This is a genomic window from Rhodanobacter sp. KK11 (assembly GCF_033345435.1).
Lineage (GTDB): Bacteria > Pseudomonadota > Gammaproteobacteria > Xanthomonadales > Rhodanobacteraceae > Rhodanobacter.
The window spans coordinates 430,646-454,763 of record NZ_JAWPMI010000003.1; the positions used below are offsets into that span (position 1 = coordinate 430,646).

The window sequence follows — 24,118 nt, forward strand, 5'->3', positions numbered from 1 at the left end:
GGTCGATGGACCGCGAGACTCTAGCATGCAGCCGCGTGGCATTAAGATGGAGCTTTCGACCCGGAATCCGCCATGCCCAAGATCGATATCCGCCGCCCGCACCAGTTGCCGGTCGCCGAGGCCCGTGCCGTGGTCGACCAGGTCGCCGCGCGCATGCGCGAGAAATTCGGCATGGAGGGCCGCTGGCAGGACGACACCCTGCTGTTTTCCCGGCCCGGCGTCAGCGGCTCGATCGCCGTGAGCAGTGACGCGATCCAGGTCAGGGCCGAGCTGGGCCTGTTGCTGGCACCGCTGAAGGGCGTGGTCGAGCAGGAGATCCGGCGCAAGCTGGACGAGCATTTCGCCTGATTCGGGCCGGTACGGATCAGCGTTGATGATTCTTTAACCACGCACTCATCCGTGGCATAATCGACGGCTTACGCAGCCATGACGGCTGTGCGTGACCCCCGGAACACATGGCCAAAGACGACGTCATCGAAATGGAAGGCACGGTCCAGGAGACCCTGCCGAACACCATGTTTCGTGTGCAGTTGGAGAACGGGCACGTCATCGTCGCCCACATCTCCGGCCGCATGCGCAAGCACTACATCCGCATCCTTACCGGCGACAAGGTCAAGATTGAAATGACCCCGTACGACCTGAGCAAGGGACGCATCACCTACCGCATGAAGTAAGCGCGTCTGCGCCGGGCGACCGCGCCCGTACGCGGTGCTGCGCTCGCGGGATGGGGGTGTCGGGCACGACAAAGGCGGCGCCATGCGCCGCCTTTGCTTTGCCCTTCGTTCAGCTTACTCGACCACGGCCGGCAGCTTTTCGGCCGCCTTGCAGTCGACCTTCAGTTCGCCGTCCACCACACTCAGGCGGACCACGCCACCCTCGGCCAGCTTGCCGAACAAGAGCTCGTCGGCCAGCGGGCGCTTCACCTTCTCCTGGATCACCCGCGCCATCGGGCGTGCGCCCATCTGCGGGTCGAAGCCGTGCTCGGCCAGCCAGCGGCGGGCGTCCGCGTCCACGTCCAGGCTAACCCGCTTCTCGGTCAGCTGGCTTTCCAGCTCGATCAGGAACTTGTCGACCACGCGCAGGATGTGCTCGAAATCGAGCGCGGCGAACTGGATGATCGCGTCCAGCCGGTTGCGGAACTCCGGCGTGAAGATGCGGCGGATCACTTCCATCGCGTCCGATTCGTGCTTCTGCTCGACGAAGCCCATGCTGCGCCGCGCGGCGATCGCCGCACCCGCGTTGGTGGTCATCACCACCACCACGTTCTTGAAGTTCGCCTCGCGGCCGTTGGTGTCGGTCAGCACGCCGCGGTCCATCACCTGCAGCAGGATGTTGAACACGTCCGGGTGCGCCTTCTCGATCTCGTCCAGCAGCAGCACCGCGTGCGGATGCTTGGTGACCGCCTCGGTCAGCAGGCCGCCCTGGTCGAAGCCGACGTAGCCCGGGGGCGCGCCGACCAGCCGCGACACCGAATGCCCTTCCATGTATTCGGACATGTCGAAACGGATCATCTCGATGCCCAGCTGCATCGCCAGTTGCTTGGTCACCTCGGTCTTGCCCACGCCGGTGGGGCCGGCGAGCAGGAAGCAGCCGATCGGCTTGGACGGATCGGCCAGACCCGAGCGGGCCATCTTGATCGACGCGGCCAGCGCCTCGATCGCCGGGTCCTGCCCGAACACCACCATCTTCAGGTTGCGCTCGAGGTTCTTCAGCACGTCGCGGTCGGAAGCGGAGACCTGCTTGGCCGGGATCCGCGCCATCTTCGCCACGATGTACTCGACCTCGCCCACGTCGACCGTGCCGGTGCGCTGGTCTTCCGGCAGCAGCCGCTGGCGCGCGCCGGCCTCGTCGATCACGTCGATCGCCTTGTCCGGCAGCAGCCGATCGGGGATGTGCTTGACCGACAGGTCCACCGCCGCCTTCAGCGCCTCGTTGGTGTAGGCCACGTGGTGGTGTTCCTCGAAGCGCGAGCGCAGGCCCTTGAGGATCTCGATGCTGTCGGCCACGGTGGGCTCGACCACGTCGATCTTCTGGAAGCGGCGGGCCAGCGCACGGTCCTTCTCGAACACGCCGCGGTATTCCTGGAAGGTGGTCGAGCCGATGCAGCGCAGCTCGCCGGAGGCCAGCATCGGCTTGATCAGATTGGAGGCGTCCATGGTACCGCCGGAGGCCGAGCCGGCGCCGATGATGGTATGGATTTCGTCGATGAACAGGATCGCGCCCGGCTGCTTCTTCAGCTGCGCGATCACGCTCTTCAGGCGCTTCTCGAAGTCGCCGCGGTACTTGGTGCCGGCCACCAGCGCGCCCAGGTCGAGCGACCAGATGGTGGCGCTCTCCAGCACCTCGGGCACCTCGCCGTCGACGATGCGCTTGGCCAGGCCCTCGGCCAGCGCGGTCTTGCCCACGCCGGCCTCGCCCACGTACAGCGGGTTGTTCTTGCGCCGGCGGCACAGCACCTGGATGGTGCGCTCGATCTCGTCGGTGCGGCCGATCAGCGGGTCGATCTTGCCTTCCAGCGCCAGCTCGTTGAGGTTGCTGGCGAATTCGTGCAGCGGATTGCCCTTGGCCTCGCCGCCCTCCTCGCCTTCGCGCTCGCCGCCGGACGCGCTGGCGGCCGGCTCGTCGCCGATCTTGGCGATACCGTGCGAGATGTAGTTGACCACGTCGAGCCGGGTGATTTCCTGCTGATGCATGAAGTACACCGCGTGCGAATCCTTCTCGCCGAAGATCGCCACCAGCACGTTCGCGCCGGTGACCTCCTTCCGCCCGGAGGATTGCACGTGGTACACCGCGCGCTGCAGCACGCGCTGGAAACCCAGCGTGGGTTGCGTATCGCGCTCGTCGCCGGACGGCAGCACCGGCACGGTTTCGTTGATGATGCGTTCCAGGTCGGCCGACAGCCGCGGCAGGTCCACGCCGCAGGCGCGCAGCGCACCCAGCGCCGACTGGTTCTCGGTCAGCGCCAGCAACAGGTGCTCTACCGTCATGAACTCATGGCGCTGTTCGCGAGCCCGCTTGTAGCAATGGCCGATGGTGACTTCCAGATCCTTGCTGAACATTCGGATCGTCTCCGCTTTATGGGGTGAACGGCCTTCAGCGCCGCAATGAACCCAAAGTGGGGGTGCTCAAAGCTTTTCCATAGTGCACAACAACGGGTGCTGGTGGGAACGTGAATATTCGTTGACGTGGGTTACCTTGGTTTCGGCCACCTCGCGGGTAAATACACCGCAAACACCCCGGCCGCGCGTGTGGACATGCAGCATCACCTGCACCGCCTGCTCCTGATCCAGGTTGAAAAAGGTGCGCAACACCTCGACCACGAAGTCCATCGGGGTGAAGTCGTCGTTCAGCAGCAGCACCTGGAACAGTGGAGGTCGCGCCACCTCGGGCTTTGCGGTTTCCAGCGCCAGGCCGCGGCCGCCGTCTTGCTCGTGTTCGGGTTCGTGGGCCATGGTTTCTTGGGGTGTGATCTCTGGTTCCAAGTATACGCCGCGGTACCGATTTCACCCGGCCGCGGTGTGACAAGGGAGGTGATGGCACAATGGCTGCTTTTCCAGTCCCCGCCCACCCCGCCATGGCCGATTCCGCCCCCTTTGCCGAGATCTGGCGCCCGCACGTCACCGTCGCCTGCGTGGTGGCCAGGGACGGGCGCTATCTGATGGTCGAGGAAGAAGTCGCCGGCCGGCTTGTCTGGAACCAGCCGGCCGGCCACCTGGAAGACGGCGAGACCCTTGCCGCGGCCGCCGTACGCGAGACACTGGAGGAAACCGGCTGGACGGTGGCCCTGCAGCACCTGGTCGGCGTGCACCAGTGGCACAGCACCGAGCATGGCGACGCGGTGGTCCGCTTCAGCTTCGCCGCCCGTGCGCTCAGCCATGACCCGGACCGCCCGCTGGACACCGACATCCGCCGCGCCGCGTGGCTGACCCGGGCCGAAATCGCCGCACTGGGTGAGCGTCTGCGCAGCCCGATGATCCTGCACAGCATCGACCTGTGGCTCGGCGGCCAGCGACTGCCGCTGGACACTCTCGGCCACCTGCCCGGAGGCGGCAAGCCGTGAAGGTGATGGTGGGCATTTCCGGCGGCGTCGACTCCTCGGTGGCGGCCCTGCTGCTGCAGCAGGCCGGCTACGAGGTCGAGGGCCTGTTCATGCAGAACTGGGAGGAGGACGACCGCTCCGGCCCCTGCACCACCGACGCCGACCGCAAGGACGCCGTGGCGGTATGCGGCCGGCTCGGCATCCCGTTCCATGCACGCAACTTCGCCGCCGAATACTGGGACGGCGTGTTCGAGCACTTCCTCGCCGAGTACCGCGCCGGGCGCACGCCGAACCCCGACGTGCTGTGCAATCGCGAGATCAAGTTCAAGACCTTCCTCGACGAGGCCCGCGCGCTGGGCGCCGACAAGATCGCCACCGGCCACTATGCCCGCGTCGACTGCGTGGACGGCCGCTACCGGCTGCTGCGCGCGGTGGACGCGGCCAAGGACCAGAGCTACTTCCTGCACGCGCTGGGCCAGCGGCAACTGGCCGCCACGCTGTTCCCGCTGGGCGGGATCGAGAAGCCGCGTGTGCGCGAAATGGCCCGCGAGGCGGCCCTGCCGACTCACGCGAAGAAGGACTCCACCGGTATCTGTTTCATCGGCGAGCGTGATTTCCGCGGCTTCCTGTCGCAGTACATCCCCGCCCGCCCCGGCGAGATGCGCAGCCCTGATGGCGAGTTGATCGGCCAGCACCAGGGCGTGATGTACTACACCCTGGGCCAGCGCAGCGGGCTGGGCATCGGCGGCCGCCACGGTGCCGGCGGCCAAGCCTGGTACGTGGTCGGCAAGGACGTGGCGTCCAACGTGCTGTACGTGGCCCAGGGCGGCGAGAACCACTGGCTGTACTCGCGCCGGCTGCGCTCGGAGACGCCCAGCTGGGTCGACGGCGCCGCGCCCGCCACCCGCTTCCGCTGCACCGCGCGCACCCGCTACCGCCAGGTCGACCAGGCCTGCGAAGTCGAGGTGACCGGCGACGGACTTGAGGTACGCTTCGACACTCCCCAGCGCGCCGTCACCCCCGGGCAGTCGGTGGTCTTCTACGATGGCGAGGTCTGCCTCGGCGGCGCGGTGATCGCCGCCACCGATGCGCCCTACGGCGGCCTGCTGCCGGCATTCGTCCCCTCCACCACGCCCCCAGCAAGAGAATCGCAGTCCCGTGTTTGAAACCTTTTCCATGACCGAAGAACGCGTGCTCGCCCTCGCCGGCCTGTTCCAGGCCTGCGCATTGGCGCAGCAACTGGCCAACGAGGGGCGCTGCGACGAGGGCGCGATGGAAGCCAGCGTGGCCAGCGTGTTCCGCATCGACGCGCCGTCGGTGGTCGGCGTGTACGGCAACATCTCGAATGTGCGGCTCGGGCTGCGCACGCTGATCGCACAGCTGGACGAAAGCACCCCCGACATGTCGGTGACGCGCATGACGGTGACCGTGATGCGGCTGGAACGAAGCCTGTCGGCGCGCGCGGACCTGCTGGAGAAACTGCAGCAGGGCATCATCGCCGCGCAGCGCCAGGTCGAGCACTTCGGGCAGGACTCCAGCCAGGTCACCAGCAGGCTGGCCGAGGTCTACGCCTCCACCCTGTCGATCCTCAGGCCGCGCGTGATGGTCAGCGGCAATCCGCAGCAACTGCAGCAGGCCAGCGTGGTGGAAAAGGTGCGCACCAACCTGCTTGCCGCCGTGCGCTCGGCGGTGCTGTGGCGGCAGCTCGGCGGCCGCCAGTGGCAGCTGCTGCTGTACCGGCGCCAGTGCAGCATGCTGGCGCGCGGCCTGCTGACCGGGGCTACGCTGGACAATCGCTGACGGCAATTTGCCTGCGGCGGAAAAGCAAACGGCGGGCTGCTGCCCGCCGTTTTCCGTCCATGGGTGGAACTCCGTTGCGATAGACCGTTCGTCACTCATTCCGCGCAGGCAGCATGCCGCCTGCGCATTGCATCAGAATGACACTTCGCCGAACACGCCGATCTCGTTGGTCTTGGTGTTCTGCACGTGCGGCGGCACCGGGTTGGCCACCGACTTGTCGACCTTGCCATGCTTCCACACGCCGGCCAGCTTGAAGCCCTTGGTCACCTGGTACTCGACACCGGCGTTGTAATAGGTGTCCTTGGCATCGCGATCCAGGTTCTTGCTGAGCTTGGCATTGTCGTAGCGGGCGAACAGGTTCACGTTGTCGGCCACCGCCACGCTGCCCCAGACCGAGTAACCGTCGGCCTTGTCGGCCAGCGGGCTGAGCACGTTGTTCCAGTTCTTCGCGGTGAAGTACTCGGCGCCGAGGCGGAACGCCTTGCTGGCGTAGGCCAGCATGAAGTCGCCACGCTCGGCGGTGTGTGCCGCGGCGATGTTCTCGGTTTCCTGGCCGCGATGGCCGCTGTAGCCGCCGACCGCCACCACCATGTTCTCGAACGGCACAAAGCCCACGCGTCCCTCGAAATCCACGCCCTTGCTGCGGCCCGGGTTCTTGTAGCCGTTGCCGTTGACCACCGACACCGCGTAGTTGAGCGACTTGCTGGCGCCGATGTCGCCGCCCAGGTGCAGGCCCCAGTCGGCGGAGTTGCCGTACTTCAGGCGGTCGGTGATGGTGTTCTCGACGTAGCGGAAGCCGTAGTACTTCTCGGCGAACGGGATCCACGGCATGTCGGACGAACCGACGCGGAACACCGCGGCGTCGTCGAACTTGCCCTGCACGTAGGCCTTCTTGACGAACACGCTGGTCTGGCCGTCGCTGCTGGCATAGTTGAAATCGGTGGTGAGGTTGGCCGACCAGATGTCGTTGAACTTGTGGTCGACGCCGAGGTAGAAGCGCTTCACGTCCAGGCCGATGCCGGACTTGTCGCTCTTGCCCTTGTCGCTGTTCTTGTCGTCGATGCTGGTGAAGTCGAAGAACATCTTGCCCGACAGCGTGGTGTTGTTGATCGCCTTCGACAGCGCGGCGAGCTTCTTGTCGCTGGCCGCCGTCACGTTGGTGGCCTTCTCCACCGCCTGGCCGGTGCTGACGTTGATCTCGGACTGGGCGTCGGTGCGCTGCTCCAGTTCGTCCACCTTGGCCTGCAGCGCGGCAAGCTGCGCCTTCAGCATCTCGACCTCGGCGCTGCTGGCAGCCGGCGTCGTCCTTTGCTGTGCGGGTGCCGCAGCAGCCGTGAAGCTGGTGATGCCGAGGCCGGCGACGATCGCCGCCGCCATCAATTTGGAACGCATGTGATTCTCCGCATTTGGGTGGAAGACATATCGATTGCCCCATCGATCCGATGGCCGGCCAGCGATTCGTTAAAAGTTTGCCGAGGTTTTTTTACCGCAGGATGCCGTTTTGATGACAGCTTCAAGACAAGCAGTCGACGGTCGAAAAACTGCGCCGCATACGTCACGCCGGTACCAGCATGCCGCCACCGGTCGACGGCGCCCAGCGGCTGCCGGGGCGGCCCTTGCGGCGGCTGATATGCTTCGCCGATGGATATTCTCAGCAACAGCATCGCGCCGCGCATGGCCGAGCGGTTCCGCGGCTTCCTGCCCGTGGTGGTCGACGTGGAAACCGGCGGCTTCGATGCCGAGCATGACGCCCTGCTCGAAATTGCCGCGGTGCCGCTGGCCATGGACGAAGGCGGCTACCTGCAGCTGCAACCCACTGTATCCACGCACGTGGAGCCTTTTCCTGGCGCGAACCTGGACCCGCGTTCGCTGGAAATCACCGGCATCGACCCAGGCAACCCGCTGCGCGGTGCGCTGGCCGAGCGCCAGGCGCTGGACCATATCTTCCATGTGGTGCGCGAAGCGGTGCGCGAGGCCGGCTGCCAGCGGGCGATCCTGGTGGGCCACAACGCCGCGTTCGACCTGGGCTTTCTGAATCAGGCGGTGCGCCGCAGCGGCCACAAGCGCAACCCCTTCCACCCGTTCAGCTGCTTCGATACGGTCAGCCTTGGCGGCCTCGCCTACGGCCAGACCGTGCTGAGCAAGGCGGTGCTGGCGGCCGGCCATGCGTTCGACAGCCGCGAGGCGCATTCGGCGGTATATGACGCCGAGCGCACCGCCGAACTGTTCTGCAGCGTAGTCAACCGCTGGCGCCAGTTGGAGCTGCTGGAGCAGGCACACGGCAGCCCCAGCGCGGCCTGACCCTGCGCGGCAGGGCGGGCACCGCCTGCCCTGCCGCGAAACGGCCGTGTGACAGTCTGTCATACGAATGCAACATTCACTTCATTCAATGGCAACACGAAAAGCCTGAAATGGTGGGGTCGCATCCGACGTCCCTCCAAGGAGCTACCGTGTTGACCATCAAGCATTCCCCGCTTCGCTTCGCCGCCGCAGCTACGCTCGCGGTAGCCGCGACCTTCGGTGCAGCCGCCCACGCCACCGACATCACCGGCGCCGGCTCCAGCTTCGTCTATCCGGTCATGTCCAAGTGGTCGGCCGCGTACGCCGAAAAGACCGGCAACCACCTCAACTACCAGTCGGTGGGCTCGGGTGCAGGCATCGCGCAGATCAAGGAAGGCACCATCGACTTTGGCGCCTCCGACGCACCGATGAAGACCGAAGACCTGCAGAAGTTCGGCCTCGGCCAGTTTCCACTGGTGGTCGGCGGCATCGTTCCGGTCGTCAACATCGCCGGCGTGACGCCGGGCCAGATCAAGCTGGACGGCACCACTCTCGCCGACATCTTCCTGGGCAAGATCATCAACTGGAACGACCCGAAGATCGCGGCACTGAACGCTGGCCTCAGCCTGCCCGCCGGCAAAATCACCGTGGTGCACCGCTCGGACGGTTCGGGTACCTCGTTCAACTTCACCAACTACCTGTCCAAGGTCAGCCCGGAGTGGGCCAGCAAGGTGAAGTTCGGCACCGCCGTGGAATGGCCGACCGGCGTGGGCGGCAAGGGCAATGAGGGCGTCTCGCAGTACGTGCGCCAGATCAAGGGCTCGATCGGCTACGTCGAGTACGCCTACGCGGTGAAGAACAAGATCAGCTGGGTCGACCTGAAGAACTCCACCGGCAACGTCGTCTCGCCGACCGCCGCCAGCTTCGCCGCCGCCGCCGCGACGGCCGATTGGGCCAGCGCCAAGGACTTCAACCTGATCATGACCAACGCTCCGGGCGAGCAGGCGTGGCCGATCACGGCGACGGTCTGGATGATCATGTACAAGAACCCGAAGAATGCGGCCAACAGCAAGGTGGCGTTCGACTTCTTCAAGTTCGCCCTGGAGCAGGGCCAGCAGGCCGCCACCGCGCTGGATTACGTACCGCTGCCGGCATCGCTGGTCAGCCAGATCGAGGCGTACTGGGCATCCGAGTTCAAGCATTGATGCAGTAAAACGCACTCCCCCGCCGGCTCGGTCGGCGGGGGAGTGCGAGTTTCCATCCCCGCACCACTGGACCATCATGCCAGCGATCGACACGGTCATTTCAACCACCGACATCCTGGAACAGCGCAGCCGTCGCGACGCACGCCACGAGCGGCTGTTCCGCTGGCTGTTGAAGGGCTGTGCGCTGATCGTGCTGGCCTCCCTGCTCGGCGCCGCCGGCGCCACGTTGTGGGGCGGCCGCGACGCCTTCGGCACGTTCGGCTGGCACTTCCTGGTCAGCTCGGCGTGGGACCCGGGCAACGAGGTCTACGGCGCCCTGGTGCCGGTCTACGGCACGGTGATCACCTCGTTCATCGCGCTGCTGATTGCGGTGCCGATCAGCTTCGGCATCGCGGTCTACCTTTCCGAAGTGGCGCCCGCCTGGCTGCGCACGCCGGTCGCCTCGGCGATCGAACTGCTGGCGGGCATCCCCTCGATCATCTACGGCATGTGGGGGTTGTTCATCTTCGCCCCGTTCTTCGCTGACCACATCAAACCGTGGCTGACCAACAACCTGGGCAACAAGCCTGACGACGGCAAGCTGTCGTGGGTGGCCGAGCACGTGCCGTTCGTCGGCAAGCTGTTCGGCAGCGACTATCCGTTCGGCGCCAGCATCCTGGTCGCCGGCATCGTGCTGGCGATCATGATCATCCCGTTCATCTCCTCGGTGATGCGCGAGGTGTTCCAGACCGTGCCGACCCGGCTGAAGGAATCGGCCTATGCGCTGGGCTCCAGCACCTGGGAGGTGTCCTGGGACATCGTGCTGCCATACACCCGCTCGGCGGTGATCGGTGGCATCTTCCTCGGTCTCGGCCGTGCGCTTGGCGAGACCATGGCGGTGACCTTCGTGCTCGGCAACGCCATGCACCTGTCGGCCTCGCTGCTCGATCCCGGCGCATCGATCGCCTCGACCATCGCCAACCAGTTCAGCGAGGCGGTCGGCCTGCAGAAATCCGCGCTGATGGCGCTGGCCTTCCTGCTGTTCGTGGTCACCTTCATCGTGTTGCTGATCGCGCGGCTGATGCTGCGCCGGCTGGCCAACAAGGAGGGGCGCTGATGAGTGCGCTGTACCTGCGCCGCCGCCTCACCAACGCGCTGGCGATGGTGCTGAGCACGCTGGCCACCGTGATCGGCCTGGCCTTCCTCGCCTGGATCCTGTGGGAAACCCTGCGCCAGGGCATCGGCGCGCTGGACCTGAAGCTGTTCACCAAGGTCACCGCCTACGGCGAGGACGGCGGCCTGCTGAACTCCATGGTCGGCAGCCTGATCATCAACTTCATCGGCATCGGCATCGCCACGCCGATCGGCGTGCTGGCCGGCACCTGGCTGGCCGAATACGCGAACCGCACCCGGCTGGGCGAGTCGATCCGCTTCCTCAACGACATCCTGCTGTCGGCGCCGTCTATCGTGATGGGCCTGTTCGTCTACACCATCATCGTGCTGCCGAGCACTGCCCTCACCCACGGTTCGACCACGTTCTCCGGCTTTGCCGGCGGCGTGGCGCTGGCGCTGATCGCCCTGCCGGTGATCGTGCGCACCACCGACGAGATGCTGCGACTGGTGCCGTCCACGCTGCGCGAGGCGGCGCTGTCGCTGGGCGTGCCGCAGTGGAAGCTGACCTTGCAGATCCTGATCCGTGCCGCGCGCTCGGGCATCATCACCGGCGTGCTGCTGGCGCTGGCGCGGATCAGTGGCGAGACCGCGCCGCTGCTGTTCACCGCGTTCGGCAACAACTACATGGCGTTCAACCCGATGGACAAGATGTCCAGCCTGCCGCAGATCATCTACCAGTACGCCAACGACCCGGGCGAGGCGATGCACGCCCTGGCCTGGGCCGGCGCGTTCGTGATCACCATGTTCGTGCTGCTGCTGAGCCTGGCCTCGCGCCTGATCCTTTCCCGCACCAAGGTGTCCCATGACTGATTCCGCCCTCGCCATGAACCCGACGCCGGTGGCGGCGGCAGCGGCGGCAGTTGCGCCCAAGCTCGTCGTGCGCGACCTGCACTTCTACTACAACGGCTTCCAGGCGCTGAAGGGCATCAGCATGGACATCCCGGAGAAGCGGGTCACCGCGATCATCGGCCCGTCCGGCTGCGGCAAGTCGACCCTGTTGCGGATCTTCAACCGCATCTACGCGATCTACCCGAAGCTGGAGGCGAAAGGCTCGATCGAACTGGACGGCGAGAACATCCTCGACCCCGGCTACTCGCTGAACCGCCTGCGCAGCAAGATCGGCATGGTGTTCCAGAAGCCGGTGCCGTTCCCGATGACGATCTTCGAGAACGTGGCCTACGGCATCCGCCACCACGAAAAGCTGTCGAAGCCGGACATGGAAGGCCGCGTCGAACAGGCGCTGCGCAGCGCCGCGTTGTGGGACGAGGTGAAGGACAAGCTCAAGCAGAATGCGCTCGGCCTTTCCGGCGGCCAGCAGCAGCGCCTGTGCATTGCCCGCGCGATCGCGCTGAAGCCGGAAGTGCTGCTGCTGGACGAGCCGACCTCGGCGCTCGACCCGATCGCCACCAGCCGCATCGAGCAGTTGGTGGAAGAGTTGAAAAGCCAGTTCACCATCGTCATCGTCACCCACAACATGCAGCAGGCGGCGCGCGTCTCCGACCTCACCGCCTTCATGTACCTGGGCGAGCTGATCGAGTTCGACCAGACCGAGAAGATCTTCACCAAGCCGGGCAAGAAGCAGACCGAGGATTACATCACCGGGCGCTTCGGCTGATCACACAGGACCACACCATGAACACCGGCACCGACCACATCATCAAGAGTTACGACAGCGAACTGGCCCGGCTCACCGGCGAGATCGTGCGCATGGGCGAGCTGTCGGTGACCCAGCTGGAAGCCGCCATCGACGTGCTCGAACGCCGCGACGAGCGCGCCGCCCAGCGCGTGGTCGGCAACGACGACGCGATCGACCAGTTGGAGCAGGAAATCGGCCATGACGTGGTGCGCCTGCTGGCACTGCGCGCGCCGATGGCCGGCGACCTGCGCAACGTGTACGCCGCGCTGCGCATCGCCTCGGACATCGAACGCATCGGCGACTACGCCGCCAACGTCGCCAAGCGCTCGATCCCGCTGTCGATGGTGGCGCCGGTGGCGCCGGTCGGCGGCCTGCACCAGTTGGCCACGCTGGCCGCCAGCGAGGTGCGTGAAGTGCTGGCGGCCTACCGCGACCGCGATACCGAGCGCGCTTATCGGGTGTGGAAGGATGACGTGGTGCTGGACGAGGCCTATACCGGCTACTTCCGTCAGCTGCTCACCTACATGATGGAAGACCCGCGCAACATCACCCCGTGCACCCACCTCTTGTTCATGGCCAAGAACATCGAGCGCATCGGCGACCACGCCACCAACATCGCCGAGAACGTGTGGTTCCAGGTCACCGGCGAGCCGCTGGACAAGCAGCGCAGCAAGCGCGATCTGACCTCGAGCCCGGAGACCACCAAGCTCGGCGAATGACCTTCAGCGTACGCTGCCCCGCAGGGCGGCCACGGCCCACCCTGCGCAACTGGGCTTCAGCTAGTTGGCGGTGAGCTTGAGGCCGACGATGCCCGTCAGAATCAGTGCCACGCACAGCAGCCGCGGCCACGTGGCCGGGTCACCGAACAGCACGATGCCCAGCGCCACCGCGCCGACCGCGCCGATGCCGGTCCATACCGCATAGGCGGTGCCGATCGGCAGCGTCTTCACCGCCAGCGCCAGCAGCACGATGCTGACCGCCATCGCCGCCAGCGTGCCCGCGCTGGGCCACAGCCGGCTGAAACCGTCGGTGTACTTGAGGCCGATGGCCCACACGACTTCGAACAATCCGGCCAGCAACAGATAGATCCACGCCATGACGACGCTCCTCGGTTTGCTGCAGGGCCGTCCCCGCGCTGGAAAAGCGCGCGGGGGTCGTCCCCGCGCCGGCGGGCTACCTTACTACGGCAACTCGCGCGCCTTGCGGCGACGCTGGACGCCGCGCACGATGCCATAGCTGCCGATCAGCAACCAGGCCACCTGCATGATGAACGCCGCCAGGTTGAAATTGCCGAACCCCAGCGACAGCATCACGCCGATCGCACCCAGCACGTTCATCAGCTGATAGACCAACCCGCTGCCTTGCAGCTTGCGTTCCTGCAGCAGGAAGAACGCCAGCAGCACCAGCGCCACGCCGAGGTAACCGGCCCAGTCGTACCAGAAGAAGCTCATCGTTTCGCTCCGCGCTGACGCAAGGCCTCGAACAGCACCACTCCCGTGGCGACCGAGACGTTGAGGCTTTCCATGGTGCCCGGCATCGGGATCTTCGCCACGAAATCGCACAGTTCGCGGGTGAGCCGGCGGATGCCCTCGCCTTCGCTGCCCAGCACCAGCGCCACCGGCCCCTTGAAATCGACGCCGTAGATGGTGGTGTCGGTGTCACCGGCCAGGCCGGTGATCCACACGCCGGCGTCCTTCAGCTCGCGCAGCGTGCGCGCCAGGTTGGTCACCGCGACCAGCGGCACCCGGTCGGCGCCGCCGGCCGAGGCGCGGCGCACCACCGGAGTCAGCCCGACCGCGCGGTCCTTCGGCACGATCACCGCGGTGACCTTCGCCGCCGCTGCGCTGCGCAGGCAGGCGCCGAGGTTGTGCGGATCGGTGACGCCGTCGAGCACCAGCACCAGCGTGTCGCTGCCGTCGCGCTCCAGCAGGCCGGCCAGGTCGCTTTCGTGCGCGGCCGGCGCGGCTTCGTAACGTGCCGCCACGCCCTGGTGGCGCGCCTCGCCGGCCAACCGGTCCAGCTCGTCGCGCGGACGGTGCTGCACCGGGATCTTCAGCTTCTTCGCGCGCTCGGCCAGATCCAGCACGCGGGCGTTGCGCTGGCCGTTCTCGACCAGCACCTCGCGCACGCGCTCGGCGTCGTTGCTCAACGCGCCTTCGACCGGGTTGATGCCGACAATCCAGCTCTCGCTCATGGCTTGCCTTTCGGTTTCGGTTTGCGACCGCCGTGTTTCTTCGGTGCCGATGAAGCGGCAACCGGAGCCGGCCCACGCCTGGCCGAACCATCCTTGCGCGGGCGACGGTCGGACGACGGCTCGGCCTTGCGGCCCGCCGGCTGCGCACGCGGCGGCGGATTATCGCTCGCCGTGGCCTTGCGCGGTGCCGGTGCGGGGACCTCGGCTTCCTTGCGGCCGAATGCACGGCCGATCGCCTTGGCGGCACGGCCGAACATGCCCGGCGCCTTGGTCGTGGCGGCGGCCTTCTTCGGCAGCGAGTAACGCTCGCCCGCGGCGGCGTAGTCATACGCCTTGCCGCTGCCGACCGGCGGCGTGGCCGGCGTGCGCGGCGAAACCAGCCGGAAGTCGATCTTGCGATCCTCCAGGCTGGCGCGCAGCACCTGGATGCGCACGTGGTCGCCGAGGCGGAACTGCGCGCCGGTGCGCTCGCCCTTCAGCAGCTTGCGGGTGGCGTCGAAGTGGTAGTAGTCGTTCATCAGCTGGCTGATGTGCACCAGGCCCGACACCTTCGACTCATCCAGTTCCACGAACAGGCCGAACGAGGTGACGCCGGTGACCACGCCGTCGAACTCGCTGCCGATGTGCTTTTCCATCCACGCGCACTTGAAGCGCTCGTCCACGTCGCGCTCGGCTTCCTCGGCACGACGCTCGCGCTGCGAGCAGTGGACCGCCATCGCCGCCATCTCGGCGGGCGTATAGGTGTAGTCGGAAGGCTTGCCGCCGGTCAGCGCGTAACGGATCGCGCGGTGCACCAGCAGATCGGGGTAGCGGCGGATCGGCGAGGTGAAATGCGCATACGCCTGCAGCGACAGGCCGAAGTGGCCGCGGTTGTCCGGCTGGTAGGCGGCCATGCTCTGCGCGCGCAGCAGCACCGACTGGATCAATTCGCGCTCGGGGCGGTCTTGCACCATGCGCAGGAGCTCGGCGAAATCCGCCGGCGTCACTTCGTCCACCGGTGGCATGCGCAGCTTGAACTCGCGCAGGAACTGCTGCAGGTCCTCGTACTTCTCCGCCGGCGGCGGCTCGTGCGCGCGGAACAGCGCCGGGATCTTCTTCTTTTCCAGGAACAGCGCCGCCTGCACGTTGGCGGCGATCATGCATTCCTCGATCAGCTTGTGCGCGTCGTTGCGCTCGGTCGCGCCCATCGATTCGACACCGCCGGTCTGGTCGAGGCGGAACTTCACTTCCGGCGTCTCGAAGTCGATCGCACCGCGGCGCTTGCGCTGCGCCGCCATCGCCTTGTACAGCGCATGCAGGTGCTCCAGCTGCGGCAGCACGTCGGCTACCTCGTGGCGCGCGTCCGGTTCGCGCAGGCCCACGGCCTGCCACACCTTGTCGTAGGTCAGCCGCGCATGCGAGTTCATCACGGCGTCATAAAACTTCGACTTGGTGACGCTGCCCTCGGCGTCGACCAGCATGTCGCAAACCATGCACAGCCGCTCGACGCTCGGGTTCAGCGAGCAGATGCCGTTGGACAGGGTCTCCGGCAGCATCGGCACCACGAAGCCCGGGAAGTAGGTCGAGGTGCTGCGCTCGTGCGCCTCGCGATCCAGCGCGTTGCCGACCTGCACGTAATGCGAGACGTCGGCGATCGCCACGATCAGGCGCCAGCCGCCGCCACGCCTCGGCTCGGCATACACCGCGTCGTCGAAGTCGCGCGCATCGGCGCCGTCGATCGTCACCAGCGGCAACTGACGGAGATCGCTGCGGCCTTCGCGCTCGGCGGCGGTCACCGTCGATTCCACCTGCGCCGCATCACGCAGCACCTCGGCCGGCCACTCGTGCGGCAGGTCGTGGCTGGCGATCGCCATCTCCACCACCAGCGAGGGTTCCAGCCGCTCGCCCAGTACCGCGCGGATCTCGCCGATCGGGCCACGCTGCAAGGTCGGCGGGTCGGTGATTTCGGCCACCACGATCTGGCCGGAACGCGCGCCCAGCTCGCGACCGGGCTTGATCATCACGTCCTGGTTCAGGCGGCGATCGTCCGGCGTCACCAAGGTCACGCCATCATCGATCACCACCCGGCCGACCAGCCGCGGCGAACGCCGCTGCAGCACTTCGGCGATCGCACCCTGCCGGCGACCGCGGCGGTCGATGCCGACCACGCTGGCCAGCACGCGGTCGCCGTGCATCACCGCGCGCATCTGCTGCGGCGACAGGTACAGGTCGTCGCCGCCCTCGTCGGGGCGCAGGAAGCCGTAGCCTTCGGTATTGGCCAGCACCACGCCGGCGATCAGATCGAGTTTCCGCGTCGGCGCGTAGCCGCCGCGCCGTCCCAGCAGCAGTTGGCCGTCGCGCACCATCGCGGCAAGCCGCTTGCGCAGCGCCTCGAGGTCGGTTTCGTCGTGGATATCCAGCGCCTCGGCAATGCGCGCCTCGGTCAGCAGTTCGCCGCGTTCTTCGAGCAGGGCGAGGATCGCCTCGCGGCTGGGAATCGGGCGCGCATAGCGCTGCGCCTCGCGATGGGCATAAGGGTCGCGCACGGCGCCGGCGGCGGCCTTGTTGCGCTTGTCCGGTGCAGCGGTGGTTCGCGGCGTCCGCTTGGCAGGCTTTTTCGCGGAATGCGCGTCGCGGGGATGGCCGGAACGAGGGGGAGTTTTCCTGGTCACTCAAGATCCTTGTGATGTTTGCGCCGCGGAGCATGCCACGTCGCCATGAATGGATGTGAAAAAGTGTTGACAAGCCGTCGGCAGATGCCTAAATTACGCGGCTCACGCAGCTCGCCGAGCGGCGTGACACCTGCCCAGGTGGCGGAATTGGTAGACGCACTAGCTTCAGGTGCTAGCGGGGGCAACTCCGTGGAGGTTCGAGTCCTCTCCTGGGCACCAATTGTAAACGAAGGCCCGCAGCAATGCGGGCTTTCGTCTTTTCAGGGGGTCGTTCGAGCGCCTGGCCCATGCTTGGTACACAAGTTGGTACACATGCGCGGCTCTTGGTCTGTTCGACGGGGCGAAACCCTCCACCTCCGGATGCGCGTCCCTACCGCGAACTCGGCCAGCCCGCTGCACGAGAGGTCGAAGCACTCGCAGGAGCGGCGCGAGAGCGCCCGCGCGATACGGATCGTGCGAGAGCCCGAGCTCGAGGATGCCCTCGCAGGCCAGCGAAAACACGTAGAGATAGCAGACACCCACCGCCCGCCCTCACGCATCCGGCGCCGTGCGCCGGCTATCGGCCACCGCGGTGACCCTTGCGCGGAACACCACGCTGATCCGCATTGCCTGCTCGCACCGAGTCTTCGGGATGCCGTGCTCGTGGGTGAGCTGCGAAGCATGGCTCATGCGCAGCAGGCTGCCGGGCGCGAGATCGATCGCGATCGTTTCGCGCCGCCCGCCGATCGCACGGATCAGCATGCGGCGCGTCGACCCGAGCGACACCAGCGTGATCGGCTGGCCGGCCACCAGCGAATGCAGCTTGTCGTGGTGCATCGACACGCTGTCGCGGCCGTCGCGGTAGAGATTCATGCCGACGTGGGTGTACGGCGCTGGCGCGAACTCCTGCACGCGCGCCAGGATATCGGCGATCGGCAGGTGCGGCGGCAGCGCATCGAGCGCATGGCCGGCGAGTAGCCGCGGCACGTCGACGACGCGCTCGTACATCGGCCGCTGCAGCGAGGACCAGGCGGCGTTCCTCTGCAGGCAATCGAACCATGCCTGCGCCGTATCCGCGTCGATGAAATGCGGCCAGTAGCGGATGCCGCCCTCAGCATCCGCGACCAGTTGCACCATGGACGGCGCGAACAGGTCGCCGGCAAGAGACAGGGCGTGCAGGCTCAATGGAAGTCCCGCGAGGTGGTGCGCAGCTCGCCGAGCAGATGGCTCAGGTCGTGCAGATCGTGCGCGATCAGGTGCTGCACGCCATCCACCTGTTCCCAGCGCCCGCGCACGGCGAGCAGGCGCGCGCCGAGCAGTGCCTTGCGCCGGCGCAGCGCCACGTCCGGCCAGACCACGATGTTGACCATGCCGTGCTCATCCTCAATCGTCACGAAGATCGTGCCCTTGGCCGTGGCCGGGCGCTGGCGCTGGGTGACGATGCCGGCCGCACGCACGTTGCGGCCGTGCGGCACGCCGCGCAGCTGGCTGGAGTCGAGCACGCGCTGCTGCCGCAGCCGCTGGCGCAGCAGCGACATCGGATGCGCCTCCAGCGTGAGGCCGAGCGTGCGGTAATCCGACAGCACGTCCTCGCCCAACGTCGGCGCCGGCAGTACCACCTCGTCCTCATCGGGACTGCCCGGCAGCAACGGACGTTGGCGCTCGATGCCGGCCACCGCCCAGCGCGCGGCATGCCGGTGGCCGGCCAGTGCCTGCAACGCACCGGCCTCGGCCAGCACTCGGCGCGCCTTCTCGTCGAGGCCAGCGCGCAGGCACAGATCGCGCACGTCGCGGAAGGCGCCCTGCGCACGCGCCGCGACGATCGCCTGCGCCATCACCTCCGACAGGCCCGCGATCTGGCGCAGGCCCAGCCGCAGCGCGGGCTGCCCGCCGTCGTCGACACCCCGCCGCGCATGCCCGCCCTCGAGCGTGTTGTCCCAGTCGCTGCAGGTCACGTCGACCGGACGAATCTCGACCGGCGCGCGCGCTCCCGCGCCACGGCGCGCGTCCTGCACGACCTGGCCGGGCGAGTAGAAACCCATCGGCTGCGCGTTGAGCAGCGCGCACGCGAACGCGGCCGGTTCATGCCGCTTCAGCCAGCAGCTGATGTAGACCAATTTCGCGAACGAGGCCGCATGCGACTGCGGGAAGCCGTAGGAGCCGAAGCCCTTGATCTGCTCGAAGATCTGGTCGATGAACGCGGACGAGTAGCCCTTGCCTTCCATCAACTGGCGGATGCGCATGCGGTGCGGCTCCATGTCGCCACCGCGCCCCCACGCTGCCATGGAGCGGCGCAGGCCATCGGCCTGCTCCGGCGAGTAGCCGGCATGGATGACCAGCTCCATGACCTGTTCCTGGAACAGCGGCACGCCCAAGGTGGGTCGCAGGATGTCCTCGATCTCCGGCGAGGGGTATGCCACGGACTCCTTGCCCTGCCGTCGGCGCAGGTACGGATGCACCATCCCGCCCTGGATAGGGCCCGGCCGGACGATCGCGACCTCGATCACCAGGTCGTAGAACGTCTCCGGCTTCAACCGCGGCAGCATGCTCATCTGCGCGCGCGATTCGATCTGGAACACGCCGACGGTATCCGCCGCCTGGATCAGCGCATAGGTCGGCGCATCGCCGGCCGGTAGCCGCGCCAGGTCGATGGCATAGCCGCGATGCCGCTCGACCAGGGCGACCGCCTTGCGGATGCAGGTCAGCATGCCGAGTGCAAGGCAGTCGACCTTGAGCAATCGCATCGTGTCCAGGTCGTCCTTGTCCCACTGGATGATCGTGCGATCGACCATCGCCGCGTTCTCCACCGGCACCACCGTGGACAGCGGCGCATCGCTGATCACGAAGCCGCCGACGTGCTGCGACAGGTGGCGCGGATGGCCGCGCAGCTGCGCGGTCACAGCGAGCACGCGCCCGATCAGCGGGTTGTCCGGATCGAAGCCGGCCTCGCGCAGGCGCTGCTCCATCGGCGTCTCGCCGTTGCCCCAGCCGAAGCATTCGGCGAGCAGCGCGATCTGGTCCGGCGGCAATCCGAACGCCTTGGCCACGTCGCGCACCGCGCTCTTGCCTCGATAGCGGATCACGGTCGCGGCCAGCGCCGCGCGCTCACGACCGTACTTCGCGTAGACGTACTGCAGCACTTCCTCGCGTCGCTCGTGCTCGAAGTCGACGTCGATGTCCGGCGGCTCGTTGCGCTCGCGCGACAGGAAGCGCGCCATCAACAGCCGGCTCTCGGCGGGATTGACCACGGTGATGCCGAGCGCGAAGCACACCGCGGAGTTCGCCGAGGAGCCACGCCCCTGGCAGAGGATGTCGCGCGAGCGGGCGAAGCGCACGATGTCCTCCACGGTCAGGAAGAACGCCTCGTACTTGAGTTCCGCGATCAGGGCCAGTTCGCTCTCGATCTGCGCCGCGACCGGAGGCGGCACGCCATTCGGCCAGCGCTCGCACAGGCCCTTCCCGGTCAGCGCGCGCAACCAGCTCGCCGGAGTGTGGCCTGCGGGCACCAGCTCGGCCGGATACGCGTAGCGCACCTCGTCCATGCGGAAGGTACAGCGCCGCGCCAGCCGGACAGCCGCGTCGAGCAGGTCGTGCGGATAGATGTTGCCCAGCGCCCGCCGCGTGCGCAGGTGGTGCTCCCCGTTGCGGAACACGTGCTCGCCGCAGTCCGCCAACGGCGTGTTGTGGCGGATCGCGGTCATCGTGTCCTGCAGCACGCGCCGCCGGCGCACGTCCATGTGCACGTCGCCGGAGGCGACCGGGGCCATGCCCAGCCGCGACGCCAGCGCGAGCAACTGCGCCAGACGCGCGGCATCGTCCTGTTCGCGGTGCAGTTCCACCGCCAGGTAGGCGCGCTCGCCCAGCAGTGTGCGCAACCATTGCCCCTGCGACTCGTCGGGCTCGAGCGCCGGCAGCCACAGCGCAAACAGGCCGCACTCCGCGCTTTCGTCGGGACATGCGGCGATGACGCGCGCGACGTCCTCGCGCGCCAGCCGGTACTCGCCCTTGCGCGCGGCGCGACGCGCCACGGTGATCAGCTCGCACAGCCGCGTGTAGCCGGCCTGCGTCTCGACCAGCAGCACGAACCGGATACCGCAGGTCAGCGCGAACTCGCTGCCGACGATCAGCGGAAGGTCGGTGGCGCGCGAGGCCTCCAGGCCGCGCACGATGCCGGCCAGCGAGCATTCGTCGGTGATCGCCAGCGCCTCGTAGCCGCACTGCACCGCGCGCAGGAACAGTTCCTCCGCGCTCGCCGCGCCACGCAGAAACGAGAAGTCCGACAGGCAGTGCAGTTCCGCGTAGGCCGGCAGATCGTCGTGCACGTCGTCGTTGGCAGCGCGCCGGCCGAGTCGCTGCGCCACCTCCCACGCGCGTGGCGGACGACCGCCCGGTGTATCGGGCGCGACGCCGTGGACCAGCTCGTCGCCACTCATGCGAACCACCCGTGCAGCATCCAGCCGCCCTGCTCGCCCGGCGGCGCGAACGCCCAGGCGCGCTGCCCCCGCGAGGTCTCCAGGATGTAGTAATCGCGCCGCGCCTCGTCGCCGTCCCACCATCCGCTCTCCAGTCGTTCCGGGCCGGAGACGATGCGGAAATGGAAATCGCGCAGCGGGACGGGCCTGGGCAGCAGCCACAGCGGCCGCGGCGGCCGCACCGGCGCCTGGCCGATGCGCACCGCGTCGCCGTCCACGCGCCGCCAGGCCCGCTCCGGCCGCGGGTCGCCGGTCGGCGCGATCCGGTGCACCGCGGTGTCGCCGAGGCGCGCGCGCAGGCGTTCGCGCAACTGCGGCCACGGCAGCGTCTGCTGCGCGCGCACGTCGAACAGGTCGCGCGTCGCCGGCACGAATGGTGGTAGCTCCCGCGCCAGCAAGCGCATCGCCACCACAGGCTGCGGAAGCTGCACGCGCTCCAGCCGGCCGCGGGTCAGCTCGAACAGCATCGCCGGCTCGCGCTCGGCCGCCAGCAAGCCGACCTCGACATCGGTGTACGCGTCCTTGTGCTCCAGCCGCAACACGAAGCGCTGCACGCCGCCGTCGCGGATCGACAGGCAGGTGCACAGGTCGCCGATCATCCGGCGCAGCGGGAACAGCAACGCGGTATGGCCTTCGACTTCACATTCCAGCTCGATGCAGGAATCGAAACGGTCGGGCGGTGCGTAGTACGCCAGCGGATCGTCCATGCAGCCGTACAGCCGGTCGAGGTGCTCGAGCAAGGCCACGCCGAAGCGCCGGCGCAGGCCGTCGACCGGCAAGGCGCGTACGGCGCTCAGGTCGCGCAGCCCCATGCGGTACAACCGCTCGCCGGCGTCGTCGGGCAAGAGCGCGCGACGCACCGGCACGCGGCCCAGCAGGCTCTGCATGGCGCCGGCATCGGCGACCGCCAATCCGTCGCGCAGCCCGGCCAGCACGCGCGCCGCACGCGGCGTCGGCGCCATCGCGATGCGATGCGCGAAGCCCAGGGCGGCGAGCTCCTCGCGCAGCCGTGCCTCGATCCGCGGCCACGGCCCGAGCAGGCCAAAGCTCGCGCGCACCTCCAGCACGAGGCAACCCGGCCACTGCGCGCTGACCAGCGAACTGTGGCGGTACGCCCAGGCGGCTAGGAACCGCTGCCAGCGCGCCTCGGCCGACGGGTCGTAGTCGACCATCACCACCTCGGGCAGGAGCGCATGCGCGGCGGTCAGGCGCATGCCGGCGCGCAGGCCGGCCGCGGCGGCGGCCGGATTGACCGCATGCAGGGTGCGCAACTGCGTCGAGCCGCCGACCAGGGCCAGCGGCGCGGCAGGATCAGGCAAACGGCGGAGGACGGCGTCCAGCGCCAGCTGCGGCAGCAGTATGCAAGCCCACAACATGCGCGCGCCTCACCAGGCACCCGCGGCGAAGACCCGCGCTGGTACCGGACCGCCACGGCATTTGCGCACGCGCCAGGCACCGGCGCCCTGCCCGTCGCGGCCGTACTCCAGGCGCAGTGCCGCCGGCGACGGGTTGTCCGCGTGCGCGCGATCGCGCAACGCGAAGCCGAGGCACGCGCCGCTGTCGGCCGCGACCTGCAGGCGGCGCAGCGCCGAGGCATCGGCCTGCAACGGCCAACCGAGCACGGCCGCGCACGCGCCACTGCGCAGGCATTGTTCGAACGTCCACAGCGCGTCGCGCGGTGCCGCGTCGATCACTTCCAGGTGCATCAGGTCCACGCCGGCGACCTGCCAGGCCGGCGCATATGGCAGGTACGGCGGCGCGACCAGCACGACCGTGGCGCCCGCCTGGGTGAAGCGCGCCAAGGTAGGCAGGAGCAGCGACAACTCACCGATGCCGTCGGCCGGCAGCAGCAGTTCGGTGAGTGCGCGCCGCGGCCAGCCGCGCTGCGGCAGCAGCGCGTCGAGGTCCGCATAGCCGGTGGGTTCGCCGTCCGCGGCGATGGCCGCCGCGCGGCCGGCGTGCCACAGGGTCTGCGTGGCGAGCAGGGATTCGAGCGCGACGACGGCGGCCATGGTCAGTCCCGACGCACGAGGCCGCAGTAGAGCCCTTCGATCGCGAAATCCTGGCCAGGCGAGACCACGATCGGCGCATACGCCGGATTGCGCGGCAGCAGCCGGATGCGGTCGCGCTCGCGCTGCAGCCGCTTGATCGTCATCTCGCCGTCGACCCTGGCGACGACGGTCTGGCCGTTGCGCGCCTCCGGCGTGCGGTGCACGCCGACGAGGTCGCCGTCGAAGATGCCGTCGTCGATCATCGAATCGCCCTGGACCCGGAGCAGGTAGTCCGGGCGCCGCGCAAACAGGCGCCCGTCCAGCCACAGTTCCTGGTCCTGGCCGAGGTCCGGCCCGATCGGGGCGCCGGCCGCGACGCGGCCCAGCACCGGCAACGCCATCAGATCCGGCCGTCCGCCTCCAGGCAGGCGGATGCCGCGCTTCTGGTTCGGTACCAGCTCGATCGCCCCGGCCTCGGCCAACGCCAGCACGTGCTTCTGCGCGGCATTGCGCGAGGCGAACCCGAACGCGTCGGCGATCTCCGCCAAGCTGGGTGGCTGGCCGGCTGCGATCCGCTCCCGGATGAAGGCGAGGATCTGGAGGCGCTTGGCGGGTTCGGGAGGCATGGTGGACATTTGTACACCTACCCGAGGCAAAATACGAGTCCCTCCTGACGATTCGCTCGCCGATCGCGCGACGGCTGAACGGCACGGGGCTCG

The 24,118-nt window shown here is 67.9% G+C and carries 23 protein-coding genes and 1 tRNA gene; 12 read left to right on the top strand and 12 right to left on the bottom strand.

Annotation, left to right across the window (positions count from 1 at the left end; all coding sequences use genetic code 11):
• Window positions 1-72 precede the first annotated feature (72 nt).
• Together R5H19_RS09920 and infA are read left to right on the top strand one after the other, a co-directional pair.
• Window positions 73-348 (top strand): polyhydroxyalkanoic acid system family protein, encoded by a 276-nt coding sequence (locus R5H19_RS09920; protein WP_318158828.1) that lies wholly within the window; start codon window positions 73-75, stop codon window positions 346-348.
• A 107-nt stretch (window positions 349-455) separates the two neighbouring features.
• A complete protein-coding gene (infA, locus tag R5H19_RS09925; protein ID WP_008436469.1) occupies window positions 456-674 on the top strand; it encodes a translation initiation factor IF-1 in 219 nt (72 codons plus the stop codon).
• 114 nt (window positions 675-788) lie between these two features.
• On the opposite strand, the gene clpA is transcribed toward infA, so the two are convergent.
• On the bottom strand, window positions 789-3,059 hold the full coding sequence (gene clpA / locus R5H19_RS09930) for an ATP-dependent Clp protease ATP-binding subunit ClpA (protein ID WP_318158829.1): 2,271 nt from the start codon (window positions 3,057-3,059) through the stop codon (window positions 789-791).
• A gap of 66 nt (window positions 3,060-3,125) precedes the next feature.
• Entirely contained in the window at window positions 3,126-3,452 is a 327-nt protein-coding gene (gene clpS, locus R5H19_RS09935) for an ATP-dependent Clp protease adapter ClpS (RefSeq protein WP_318158830.1), read from the bottom strand.
• A 122-nt stretch (window positions 3,453-3,574) separates the two neighbouring features.
• On the opposite strand from clpS, the gene R5H19_RS09940 reads away from it, so the two are divergent.
• The 3 genes from R5H19_RS09940 to hflD are packed head-to-tail and all read left to right on the top strand — an operon-like array spanning window position 3,575 to window position 5,839.
• A complete protein-coding gene (locus tag R5H19_RS09940) occupies window positions 3,575-4,060 on the top strand; it encodes an NUDIX hydrolase (RefSeq protein ID WP_318158831.1) in 486 nt (161 codons plus the stop codon).
• On the top strand, window positions 4,057-5,205 hold the full coding sequence (gene mnmA / locus R5H19_RS09945; RefSeq protein ID WP_318158832.1) for a tRNA 2-thiouridine(34) synthase MnmA: 1,149 nt from the start codon (window positions 4,057-4,059) through the stop codon (window positions 5,203-5,205). Before R5H19_RS09940 ends, mnmA begins: the two co-directional genes overlap by 4 nt.
• A 10-nt stretch (window positions 5,206-5,215) precedes the next feature.
• Complete coding sequence (hflD, locus tag R5H19_RS09950) at window positions 5,216-5,839, top strand: high frequency lysogenization protein HflD (protein ID WP_318158834.1); 624 nt, start codon at window positions 5,216-5,218, stop codon at window positions 5,837-5,839.
• A 132-nt stretch (window positions 5,840-5,971) separates the two neighbouring features.
• Here hflD and R5H19_RS09955 read toward each other — a convergent pair whose 3' ends face one another.
• Window positions 5,972-7,231, bottom strand: a complete 1,260-nt coding sequence (locus tag R5H19_RS09955; RefSeq protein ID WP_318158835.1) for a porin — start codon at window positions 7,229-7,231, stop codon at window positions 5,972-5,974.
• Window positions 7,232-7,480: 249 nt separating this feature from the next.
• Between R5H19_RS09955 and rnt the strand changes: the two genes are divergently transcribed.
• The 6 genes from rnt (at window position 7,481) to phoU (ending at window position 12,831) form a co-directional block, all read left to right on the top strand.
• Window positions 7,481-8,140 (top strand): ribonuclease T, encoded by a 660-nt coding sequence (gene rnt, locus R5H19_RS09960; RefSeq protein ID WP_318158836.1) that lies wholly within the window; start codon window positions 7,481-7,483, stop codon window positions 8,138-8,140.
• Between the two features lie 110 nt (window positions 8,141-8,250).
• Window positions 8,251-9,324: a phosphate ABC transporter substrate-binding protein PstS gene (pstS, locus tag R5H19_RS09965; protein ID WP_318158837.1), complete on the top strand. Its 1,074-nt coding sequence runs from the start codon at window positions 8,251-8,253 to the stop codon at window positions 9,322-9,324.
• A gap of 76 nt (window positions 9,325-9,400) precedes the next feature.
• Window positions 9,401-10,420, top strand: coding sequence for a phosphate ABC transporter permease subunit PstC (gene pstC / locus R5H19_RS09970; RefSeq protein WP_318158838.1), 1,020 nt, complete (start codon window positions 9,401-9,403; stop codon window positions 10,418-10,420).
• Window positions 10,420-11,286 carry a phosphate ABC transporter permease PstA gene (gene pstA, locus R5H19_RS09975; RefSeq protein WP_318158839.1) on the top strand — a complete coding sequence of 289 codons (867 nt, stop codon included), beginning with the start codon at window positions 10,420-10,422 and terminating at the stop codon, window positions 11,284-11,286. The genes pstC and pstA overlap by 1 nt, the downstream gene beginning before the upstream one ends.
• Entirely contained in the window at window positions 11,279-12,091 is an 813-nt protein-coding gene (gene pstB / locus R5H19_RS09980) for a phosphate ABC transporter ATP-binding protein PstB (RefSeq protein WP_318158840.1), read from the top strand. Before pstA ends, pstB begins: the two co-directional genes overlap by 8 nt.
• A 17-nt stretch (window positions 12,092-12,108) precedes the next feature.
• Window positions 12,109-12,831, top strand: coding sequence for a phosphate signaling complex protein PhoU (phoU, locus tag R5H19_RS09985; RefSeq protein WP_318158841.1), 723 nt, complete (start codon window positions 12,109-12,111; stop codon window positions 12,829-12,831).
• 60 nt (window positions 12,832-12,891) lie between these two features.
• On the opposite strand, the gene sugE is transcribed toward phoU, so the two are convergent.
• The 4 genes from sugE to rnr form a co-directional block, all read right to left on the bottom strand.
• Complete coding sequence (sugE, locus tag R5H19_RS09990; protein WP_318158842.1) at window positions 12,892-13,209, bottom strand: quaternary ammonium compound efflux SMR transporter SugE; 318 nt, start codon at window positions 13,207-13,209, stop codon at window positions 12,892-12,894.
• 84 nt (window positions 13,210-13,293) lie between these two features.
• The gene (locus tag R5H19_RS09995; RefSeq protein WP_318158843.1) at window positions 13,294-13,563 is read right to left on the bottom strand and encodes a hypothetical protein; all 270 of its coding nucleotides are present in this window, start codon (window positions 13,561-13,563) and stop codon (window positions 13,294-13,296) included.
• On the bottom strand, window positions 13,560-14,306 hold the full coding sequence (gene rlmB / locus R5H19_RS10000; protein WP_318158844.1) for a 23S rRNA (guanosine(2251)-2'-O)-methyltransferase RlmB: 747 nt from the start codon (window positions 14,304-14,306) through the stop codon (window positions 13,560-13,562). Before rlmB ends, R5H19_RS09995 begins: the two co-directional genes overlap by 4 nt.
• Window positions 14,303-16,831 (bottom strand): ribonuclease R, encoded by a 2,529-nt coding sequence (gene rnr / locus R5H19_RS10005; protein ID WP_318158952.1) that lies wholly within the window; start codon window positions 16,829-16,831, stop codon window positions 14,303-14,305. The genes rlmB and rnr overlap by 4 nt, the downstream gene beginning before the upstream one ends.
• Window positions 16,832-17,089: 258 nt before the next feature.
• Between rnr and R5H19_RS10010 the strand changes: the two genes are divergently transcribed.
• Window positions 17,090-17,176, top strand: a tRNA-Leu gene (locus tag R5H19_RS10010).
• Between the two features lie 312 nt (window positions 17,177-17,488).
• Here R5H19_RS10010 and R5H19_RS10015 read toward each other — a convergent pair.
• From R5H19_RS10015 to lexA, 5 genes are read right to left on the bottom strand one after another with little or no spacing between them, the layout of a single operon-like run.
• Window positions 17,489-18,073, bottom strand: a complete 585-nt coding sequence (locus R5H19_RS10015) for an alpha-ketoglutarate-dependent dioxygenase AlkB (RefSeq protein WP_318158953.1) — start codon at window positions 18,071-18,073, stop codon at window positions 17,489-17,491.
• Window positions 18,074-18,117: 44 nt separating this feature from the next.
• Entirely contained in the window at window positions 18,118-21,369 is a 3,252-nt protein-coding gene (locus R5H19_RS10020; protein WP_318158845.1) for an error-prone DNA polymerase, read from the bottom strand.
• Window positions 21,366-22,784, bottom strand: coding sequence for a DNA polymerase Y family protein (locus R5H19_RS10025; RefSeq protein ID WP_318158846.1), 1,419 nt, complete (start codon window positions 22,782-22,784; stop codon window positions 21,366-21,368). Before R5H19_RS10025 ends, R5H19_RS10020 begins: the two co-directional genes overlap by 4 nt.
• Window positions 22,785-22,793: 9 nt before the next feature.
• Window positions 22,794-23,420 (bottom strand): translesion DNA synthesis-associated protein ImuA, encoded by a 627-nt coding sequence (gene imuA, locus R5H19_RS10030; RefSeq protein WP_318158847.1) that lies wholly within the window; start codon window positions 23,418-23,420, stop codon window positions 22,794-22,796.
• Between the two features lie 2 nt (window positions 23,421-23,422).
• Window positions 23,423-24,025 carry a transcriptional repressor LexA gene (gene lexA, locus R5H19_RS10035; RefSeq protein WP_318158954.1) on the bottom strand — a complete coding sequence of 201 codons (603 nt, stop codon included), beginning with the start codon at window positions 24,023-24,025 and terminating at the stop codon, window positions 23,423-23,425.
• Between the last annotated feature and the right edge of the window lie 93 nt (window positions 24,026-24,118).

Bases quoted from the DNA above. Each gene is read 5' to 3' on its own strand.
- pstS (WP_318158837.1), top strand. From the start codon at position 8,251: ATGGTGGGGTCGCATCCGACGTCCCTCCAAGGAGCTACCGTGTTGACC.
- R5H19_RS10020 (WP_318158845.1), bottom strand. From the start codon at position 21,369: ATGAGTGGCGACGAGCTGGTCCACGGCGTCGCGCCCGATACACCGGGC.
- infA (WP_008436469.1), top strand. From the start codon at position 456: ATGGCCAAAGACGACGTCATCGAAATGGAAGGCACGGTCCAGGAGACC.
- R5H19_RS10025 (WP_318158846.1), bottom strand. From the start codon at position 22,784: ATGTTGTGGGCTTGCATACTGCTGCCGCAGCTGGCGCTGGACGCCGTC.
- pstC (WP_318158838.1), top strand. From the start codon at position 9,401: ATGCCAGCGATCGACACGGTCATTTCAACCACCGACATCCTGGAACAG.
- imuA (WP_318158847.1), bottom strand. From the start codon at position 23,420: ATGGCCGCCGTCGTCGCGCTCGAATCCCTGCTCGCCACGCAGACCCTG.
- phoU (WP_318158841.1), top strand. From the start codon at position 12,109: ATGAACACCGGCACCGACCACATCATCAAGAGTTACGACAGCGAACTG.
- rnt (WP_318158836.1), top strand. From the start codon at position 7,481: ATGGATATTCTCAGCAACAGCATCGCGCCGCGCATGGCCGAGCGGTTC.
- hflD (WP_318158834.1), top strand. From the start codon at position 5,216: ATGACCGAAGAACGCGTGCTCGCCCTCGCCGGCCTGTTCCAGGCCTGC.
- R5H19_RS09995 (WP_318158843.1), bottom strand. From the start codon at position 13,563: ATGAGCTTCTTCTGGTACGACTGGGCCGGTTACCTCGGCGTGGCGCTG.
- R5H19_RS09940 (WP_318158831.1), top strand. From the start codon at position 3,575: ATGGCCGATTCCGCCCCCTTTGCCGAGATCTGGCGCCCGCACGTCACC.
- clpS (WP_318158830.1), bottom strand. From the start codon at position 3,452: ATGGCCCACGAACCCGAACACGAGCAAGACGGCGGCCGCGGCCTGGCG.
- pstA (WP_318158839.1), top strand. From the start codon at position 10,420: ATGAGTGCGCTGTACCTGCGCCGCCGCCTCACCAACGCGCTGGCGATG.
- rlmB (WP_318158844.1), bottom strand. From the start codon at position 14,306: ATGAGCGAGAGCTGGATTGTCGGCATCAACCCGGTCGAAGGCGCGTTG.
- sugE (WP_318158842.1), bottom strand. From the start codon at position 13,209: ATGGCGTGGATCTATCTGTTGCTGGCCGGATTGTTCGAAGTCGTGTGG.
- pstB (WP_318158840.1), top strand. From the start codon at position 11,279: ATGACTGATTCCGCCCTCGCCATGAACCCGACGCCGGTGGCGGCGGCA.
- clpA (WP_318158829.1), bottom strand. From the start codon at position 3,059: ATGTTCAGCAAGGATCTGGAAGTCACCATCGGCCATTGCTACAAGCGG.
- R5H19_RS09955 (WP_318158835.1), bottom strand. From the start codon at position 7,231: ATGCGTTCCAAATTGATGGCGGCGGCGATCGTCGCCGGCCTCGGCATC.
- R5H19_RS09920 (WP_318158828.1), top strand. From the start codon at position 73: ATGCCCAAGATCGATATCCGCCGCCCGCACCAGTTGCCGGTCGCCGAG.
- lexA (WP_318158954.1), bottom strand. From the start codon at position 24,025: ATGCCTCCCGAACCCGCCAAGCGCCTCCAGATCCTCGCCTTCATCCGG.
- R5H19_RS10015 (WP_318158953.1), bottom strand. From the start codon at position 18,073: ATGGTGCAACTGGTCGCGGATGCTGAGGGCGGCATCCGCTACTGGCCG.